2 protein-coding genes are annotated in these 3,466 nt (G+C 65.4%); both read right to left on the bottom strand.

Annotation, left to right across the window (positions count from 1 at the left end; all coding sequences use genetic code 11):
- Positions 1-2,244 (bottom strand): DEAD/DEAH box helicase family protein (locus KF724_13795; GenBank protein MBX3356762.1); only part of this gene is annotated, 2,244 nt, incomplete at its 3' end.
- Positions 2,245-2,414: 170 nt separating this feature from the next.
- Positions 2,415-3,466: serine hydroxymethyltransferase (locus KF724_13790; GenBank protein MBX3356761.1), on the bottom strand; the 1,052-nt coding region annotated here is incomplete at its 5' end.

The raw sequence follows: 3,466 nt of genomic DNA, 5'->3' as shown, positions 1-3,466 counted from the left end.
CAGGTTCTGTCCCTCGGAGATGCAGTCGGTGGCGATCAGCAGATCGAGGTCGCCCTCGCCGGCGAACTCCTCCGGGCGTTCCTTCGCGCGCGGCGCAAAGGCGGTGAGGATCGAGGCGAGGTCCTTGCGCAGGCGGGGCAGCGTGGTCTGATTGCTGCCCGTGCCCGTGACCAGCGCCGCGTCCACACCGAGGCTTGCCTTGGCCCAGGGCGCCAGCTGTTCGTACAGGTAGCGGGCAGTGTCGGCGAAGGCGGTGAAGACAATCACCTTGCGGTTGCCGGGATTGATCGGGTCGCGGCACTTGTGCGCGATCACCTCGCGCAGCGCGATGAGCTTCGCGTCGCGATCGGCATCCACATGCCGGGCGGCGGAGATGAGCGTGGCGAGCCGGTTGCGGTCCTCGATCAGGTCCTGCTTCCAGCGCACCAGATCCACATCCTTGAGCAGCACCTTGACCTTGCGGCCTACGACCAGGCTCTCAAAGGCAGGGTCGTCGAGGTCCAGATCGTCGATCGAGAGTTCGAGTTCCTCCAGCTCGTCCGCCTGCGCCTCAATGCGCGCCAGCGTGGTCTCGACATCGCGAAGCTGGCGCTGCACAGTGAGCGCGAATGAGGGCACGGCGCTCTCCATCCGCTTGAGCACATTGACACGCAGCAGGTGGATCAGGCTCTCCTCGCGGTCCACCTGGCGGAAGAAGCCGGTGCCGCCCTTCACCTGCGTGCTGTACTTGCGGTCGTAGGCTTCCTGCTTGTGCGGCAGCAGGTAGCGCAGGGGGGCGTACGAGGCGAGGTTCAGGCGGCGAATCTCGAGGTTGATGTCGGCGATGGGCGGGAAAGCCCCGGCGCGGTCCACATCGGCCTTGATGTTGATGGGCCTGAGCCGTTCCGGAAAGCGGCCGGTTTCCGCGGTGCCGTAGTACTTCTCGATGTGGCGGCGAGAGCGGGCAATCGTGAGCAGGTCGAGCAGCGTGAAGTAGTCGAAGCCCAGCATCTCGATCAGCCGCGAGGGCGTGCGCTCGGCCTCGTCCATGTCGAGCCAGCGGTTGAACTGCTTCTGTGCCAGCCGCGTGGTGGCGTCGATGCTGCCGATTCCGTGATCGATCAGCGCCGTGTCGTCGCCCTCGGTCGCGAAGGCGATCTGGTTGCGCAGGTCGGCGAGGCGATTGTTGACCGGCGTGGCCGACAGCATGAGCACGCGCGTTTTGACTCCCTCACGGATGATCTTGCGCATCAGCCGGTCGTAGCGCGTTTCCCCGCCCGCCTGCGGCGTCTTCTTGTTGCGGAAGTTGTGCGACTCGTCGATGACGACGAGGTCGTAGTTGCCCCAGTTGACATGCGCGAGGTCGATGTCGCCCGAGAGCCCGCCGTCGCGCGACAGGTCGGTGTGATTCAGCACATCGTAGTTGAAGCGATCGGGCGCCAGGAAGTTGCGCCGGTCGTTCGCCTTGTAGAGCGTCCAGTTGTCGCGCAGGCGCCTGGGCACCAGGACCAGCACGCGGTCGTTGCGCAGCTCGTGGTACTTGATGATCGCCAGCGCCTCGAAGGTCTTCCCGAGGCCGACACTGTCGGCGATGATGCACCCACCGAAGCGGTTGAGCTTGTCGATCGCACCGACCACGCCGTCGCGCTGAAACTTGAAGAGCTTCTTCCAGACCACCGTGTTGCGGATGCCGGTGGCGGAATTGACGACGCGCTCCTCATCCAGCTCATCACCCCGGTCGCCGAAGATGTGGTGCAGAACCAGCGCGTAGATGAGGAGCGGGTCCCGGTTCCCGGCCAAGGCTCTCAGCTCGTCAATCAGCACTTGCTTGGCGCCAGGATCGGCAGCGAGCGCTGTCCATTGCGCGTCAAACCACTCGCTGAGAAGCGCGGCCTCCTGCGGCGTTTCGGAGGCCTGGATCAGGTTCATCGGGTTGCCTGGAGTCAGGCCGAGTCCCTCGGTGCTGAACGCCAGAGAGCCGAGGAGCGCCTGCACGGGATGCCCGTCCGCGGTGCGCATGACGAATGCACCTTGTGGGATGGGCCGTGGAGCGCGGCGGACCTCCGCGCGACCGTCAATCCACTGGAGAAGGCGCCTGGCAAGCCATCGAGATTGCAGACGGTTGCGGGACGCACGGTCGGCGGCGGTGCCCAGCGCTGCAAGGTCGGCACCGCTCGGCGGCAACACCAGACGACAACCGTCCAGCTCCTCCGCCTCACGGCGGATCTCCGAGAAGGCGAAGAGCGACAGGGCGGGCGTGAGCATGTCCAGCCGACGGTCCCGCCCGATTCCTGAACGAATCAGGTCGATGACGCGATCGGCTCCGGCATTCCGTACCAACTTCATCACCGGGACCTGTCATCCAAGGGCTGTAACCTCGCAGGCTGTGCGATGCGCATGCGTTCGACAGTTGCGCCCAACTCAGGTTCGCCGAGTCAGTGAGGCAACGGGAAGCGACGGCAGAGTTCGACCACTTCGCGCCGAACCGCCTCGCATCGGGCCGTGTCGCCCTTGCCCGCAAGCGTGCGATCGATCCACTCGGCGACCAGCGGCATCTCGCGCACCGTGAGTCCGCGGGTGGTGATCGCAGGCGTGCCGAGGCGCAGACCGCTCGTCACCATCGGCGGCCGCGGGTCATTCGGAATGCCGTTCTTGTTGACGACGATGCCTGCGGAACCGAGCCACGCTTCGGCATCGGCACCCGTGAGCGCCGCATCACGAGGCTGAAGATCGACCAGCATCAGGTGGTTGTCCGTGCCGCCAGTGCAGAGGCGATAGCCTCGGTCAACCAGCGCGGCCGCGAGCGCCTGCGCGTTGGCGACCACCTGCCTTGAGTAGGTCTTGAACTCAGGCCGCAGCGCCTCGCCGAAGGCGACCGCCTTCGCTGCAATGACATGCATGAGCGGACCGCCCTGGCTTCCTGGGAAGACCTTTCGGTCGACCTTGGTGGCCATCGACTCATCGTCAGTCAGGATCAGGCCGCCGCGCGGACCTCGGAGGGTCTTGTGCGTGGTGGTGGTGACCACATGGGCGTGCGGGAAGGGCGAAGGATGCACTCCTGCGGCAATCAGCCCGGCGATGTGCGCCACATCGGCAAGCAGGAACGCGCCGACCTTGTCGGCGATCGCACGGAAGCGCGCAAAGTCGATCACGCGGCTGTAGGCGGAGTACCCGCAGATGATCATCTTCGGCGTGTGCTCCACGGCGAGGCGCTCGATCTGGTCGTAATCGAGCCGCTCGGTCACCGGGTCGAGGCCGTACTCGACGATCGAATAGAAGGTCCCGCTGAAGTTCACCTTCAGTCCGTGGGAGAGATGCCCCCCGCTCTTGATGGGCAGGCTCAGGATGGTGTCACCCGGGCTAAGCAGCGCCATGAATGCCGCCACATTCGCGTTGGCGCCGGAGTGCGGCTGAACATTCGCGAAGCGGCAGTTGAAGAGCTTCTTCGCGCGATCGCGGGCGATCTCTTCGATCGCGTCGTGGAACG

The sequence above is a fragment of the Phycisphaeraceae bacterium genome (genome assembly GCA_019636735.1).
In the GTDB taxonomy this organism is placed as follows: Bacteria; Planctomycetota; Phycisphaerae; order Phycisphaerales; family SM1A02; genus VGXK01.
Note: the sequence above shows the minus strand (reverse complement) of the source record. Positions and strands in the feature narration are given on the sequence as shown.